This window comes from Dactylosporangium sucinum, from assembly GCF_014647515.1.
Classification (GTDB): domain Bacteria; phylum Actinomycetota; class Actinomycetes; order Mycobacteriales; family Micromonosporaceae; genus Dactylosporangium; species Dactylosporangium sucinum.
The window spans coordinates 1-3,581 of record NZ_BMPI01000154.1; the positions used below are offsets into that span (position 1 = coordinate 1).

Below are 3,581 nucleotides of genomic sequence, written 5' to 3' on the forward strand. Positions count from 1 at the left end.
GCACCCGTGACCACCGCGCGGTGCGCGAACCGGGACCGCTGCGTGGCCAGCGCCACCGCCGTGTCGTGGGGGTCGGGACCGGTCCGTTCGGCCCACTCGGCCAGCCGCGCCGCCTGCGCCCGCAAAGCCCGCTCCGACTTTGCCGACACGATCCAGGCGGTCGGGCCCTCGTGGACTTCGGAGGCCGGGCTGGGGTCGCCCTCCTCGATGATGACGTGCGCATTGGTGCCACTGATCCCGAACGAAGAGACGCCGGCCCGCCGCGGGCGGCCGTTCGGCCACGGACGCGACTCGGTGAGCAGCGCGACACGGCCCGCCGACCAGTCCACGTGCGGGGAAGGCTCGTCGACGTGCAGCGTCGCCGGCATCGTCGCGTGGCGCATCGAGAGCACCATCTTGATCACACCGGCAACGCCGGCCGCGGCCTGGGTGTGGCCGATGTTCGACTTCACCGACCCGAGCCACAGCGGTTCGTCCCGGTCCTGCCCGTAGGTGGCGAGCAGGGCCTGCGCCTCGATCGGATCGCCCAGCCTGGTACCGGTACCGTGACCCTCGACAACGTCCACATCGGACGGTGACAGACCCGCATTGGCCAAAGCCTGCAGGATCACCCGCTCCTGGGACGGGCCGTTCGGGGCCGTCAGACCGTTGGAGGCACCGTCCTGGTTGACCGCGGAGCCGCGAAGCACGGCGAGGACGCGGTGGCCGTTGGCGCGCGCGTCGGAGAGACGTTCCACGACCAGCATGCCGACGCCTTCACCCCAGCCGGTACCGTCGGCGGCGCCCGCGTAGGACTTGCAGCGCCCGTTCGCAGCCAGGCCGTCCTGGAGGGCGAACTCGGCGAACGTCCCGGGCGTGGCCATCGCGGTGACGCCGCCGGCCAGGGCCAGCGTGCACTCGCCGCTGCGCAGCGACTGCGCGGCCAGATGCAACGCGACCAGCGACGACGAGCAGGCCGTGTCGACCGTGACCGCCGGCCCGGTGAGGCCGAGGGTGTAGGCGACGCGGCCGGACAGGACGCTTGCGACGTTGCCGGTGAGGCCGTAGCCCTCGACGCGGGAGCGGTTGGCGGCGAGCAGCGCCGAGTACTCGGAGGTGCCGGCGCCGGCGAACACGCCGACCGGGGCCCCGCGCAGCGCCTGCGGGTCGATCCCGGCCTGCTCGAACGCCTCCCAGGACGCCTCGAGCAGCAGCCGCTGCTGCGGGTCCATGGCCAGGGCCTCGCGGGGGCTGATGCCGAAGAACGCGGCGTCGAAGCCGGCGAGGCCGGGCAGGAAGCCGCCCTCGGGGAGGTACTCGCGGTCCGGGGCGGCGGCGAAGAGTCCGTCGAGGTCCCAGCCGCGGTCGGTCGGGAACCCGGTGATGCCGTCCTCGCCGGCCGCGATGAGCCGCCAGAAGTCGTCCGGGGAGGCGACACCGCCGGGGAAGCGGCAGGCGATGCCGACGATGGCGACGGGCTCGTCGGAGGCCGCGGCGGCGTGGACGACGACGGCGCGGGTGGGGCCGCCGAGCCGCCCGCCGAGGTACTCCGCGAGCGCCTCCGGGTTCGGGTGGTCGAAGACGAGGGTGGCGGGCAGGCTCAGGCCGCTCGCCTGGGCCAGGCCGTTGCGGAGCTCGACGGCGGTGAGGGAGTCGAAGCCGATCTCGTTGAACGCCTGCCCGGCCGGGATCGCCGCGGCGGAGGCGTGGCCGAGGACGGCCGCAGCCCGCTCGCGGACGAGGTCGAGCAGCCGGGCCTGCCGCTCGGCGGCGCTCAGCCCGGCGAGCCGGTCGGCGAGGCCGCCGCTGCCGGTGGGCGCCGGCTCCTCGGCGGCGGCCCGGATCGCCGCGGCCGCCTCGGCGACGGTGTCCAGCAGCGGGGCGGGCCGGGTCAGCGTGAACGCGGGCGCGAACGTGGCCCAGTCGACGTCGACGATGACGGCCGTGGCCCGGTCGCGGGCGGCCACGTAGGCCATGGCGGTGACGGCGAGGTCGGGGTCCAGGGTCGCGAGGCCGCGTCGGGCCAGGTGCTCGGCGGCCGGCCCCTCGGCCATGCCGCCACCGCGCCACGGGCCCCAGGCGACAGCGGTACCCGCGAGACCGCGCTCGCGGCGGGCCGTGGCGAGGCCGTCGAGGAAGGCGTTGGCGGCGGCGTAGGCGGCCTGGCCGCCACTGCCCCAGACGCCGGCGATCGAGGAGAACAGCACGAACGCGTCGAGCGGCCGGTCGCCGAGGGCCCGATCCAGGGCCGAGGCGCCGCCGGCCTTCGCGGCGAGCAGGTCCGTCCAGTCCTGCGGGTCCGCGTCGGCGAGGGGGGTGAGGGCGACGGTACCGGCGGCGTGCACCACGGCCGTCAGCCCGTCCCCGGCCACGGCGACCAGGTCCGCGACCTGGCCGGGGTCGCTGATGTCGCATCGGACGAAGACGGCCTCGGCGCCCGCTGCGGCGAGGTCGGCGGCCAGGCCGACGGCGTTGGGAGCGGCTTCGCCGCGCCGGGACGCCAGCACGATCCTGTCGGCGCCGGAGGCGGCGGCCCAGCGGGCGACGTGGGCGCCGAGCGCTCCGCTGGCCCCGGTGACAAGGACGGTCCCGCGCGGCGTCCACCGGTCGGCGTCCGGCACGGTACCCCGCACAAGCCGCCGGACCCAGGTCCCGTCGCCCCGGACCGCGACCTGGTCCTCGCCGTGCCCACCGGCAAGCACGGCGACAAGCCGGTCGGCGGTCGTCGCGTCCACCGTGGCGGGCAGGTCGACGAGTCCGCCCCACAGGCGCGGGTACTCCAGGGCGGCGACCCGGCCCATCCCCCACAGCGGCCATGCCGCCGGCTCGACGGCCACGCCGCCGGCGACCGGTGCACCACCTTGGGTGAGGCACCACACCGCGCCGGTGACGCCCTCGCCGGAGCAGCGCCGCAGCAGCCGCACGGTCTCATGCAGCGCGCCGGACGGCCCTTCGGCGCAGCCGAGCAGCGACACGACACCGCCGACGGCCGACCAGTCGACGGATTCCAGCGAGCCGGCGTCGACCGTCATGGTTCCGGCACCGGCTTGGGTGAGGGCGGTGTCGATGGCGGTGGTGAGGTCGGCCGGCACCCCGGGCGACGTGACGAGTACCCATCGGCCGCTCAGGGGCGGGCGGGTGGCGGGTTCGGGCCTGGGCTGCCAGGCGACGTCGTACCACCAGCCGGCGCCGAGCTGCCGCCCGCGCCAGCGTGCGAGGGCCGGCAGGAGCCCGGCCAGGGCCGGCCGGTCGGTGTCGCCGAGGCCGAGAACGTCGGCGAGCCCGTCGGCGTCGGCCCGGTCGACCGCCGCCCAGAACGGCCCGCCGCCGTCCCCGGACGTGACCGGCGGCGGCGCGTCGAGCCAGTACCGCTCGTGCTCGAACGCGTACGTCGGCAGCTGCACCGGCACGCTGGCCGCCCCGAGCACTGCGGTCCAGTCGACCTCGACCCCGGCGGCATGGAGGCCGCCCGCGGCACTGAGCAGCCCGTTCCCCGGCCGCAACGTCGGCACCACCACCGCGTCTGGAGCGGTCAGCGCGATCATCGAGGTGAGCACCCCGTCCGGACTCACATCCACGAAGACCTTGACCCCGTCATCGGT

General features: G+C 76.0%; 1 protein-coding gene. It reads right to left on the bottom strand.

Annotated features, from left to right (window positions below; all coding sequences use genetic code 11):
• On the bottom strand, positions 1 to 3,557 hold a 3,557-nt coding region (locus IEZ31_RS55375), incomplete at its 3' end, for a type I polyketide synthase (protein WP_229837329.1).
• Positions 3,558 to 3,581 lie beyond the last annotated feature (24 nt).